The 632-nt window shown below is 52.1% G+C and carries 1 pseudogene; it reads left to right on the top strand.

Annotation, left to right across the window (positions count from 1 at the left end):
- Window positions 1–632, top strand: a pseudogene (locus AC2A06_RS18775) (hypothetical protein); the annotation flags it as partial.

Below are 632 nucleotides of genomic sequence, written 5' to 3'. Positions count from 1 at the left end.
GTACTGACGGCGGAAAGTGATACTGCTGCCACCAATACCACCGCAACGGGCATTGTCGGTACCGGCTATAACGATACCTTCTTTGCTTCAGCGGGTGACGATACCTACAACGGGAGTGGTGGCTGGAACCAGATTGTCAGTGGTAAGGCAGTCTGGAGTGCCACAGCGGGGATGGATATCGTTGATTACAGCGGTTCGTCTGCGGCCATTACGGCTAATTTGTGGGAAGGTACGGCCACAGGCCAAGGCTCTGATAAGTTGATCAGTATCGAAGGCTTGATTGGCTCTAGCCAGGCGGACACCTTTACTGATAACTCGGCTAACAACCTGTTTGAAGGCCGCGGCGGCAACGATACGTTCTACCTGATTAACGGTGGTAACGATACGTTGATGTATAAGGTCTTGGCAGGGATGGAAACTGACGGCATCGGCGGTAATGGCAGCGATATCGTCCATGGCTTCCATGTGGGTGACGTGGTGACTGACGGTGATGCAGACCTGATTGACCTGAGTGATCTGCTGGACTACAACGGCTCAATCTCCTTCTTCCAGGATGATGGCAATATGGAATTGGACTACTCTTCCCAAGGTATTCTTAAGTACCTGAAGGTGGAGAACGTCGGCAATGACAC

Source organism: Serratia sp. HNCC26DJ244 (assembly GCF_057180565.1).
The sequence above is the reverse complement of the archived record's forward strand: the minus strand, read 5'-3'. Positions and strand labels throughout refer to the sequence as shown.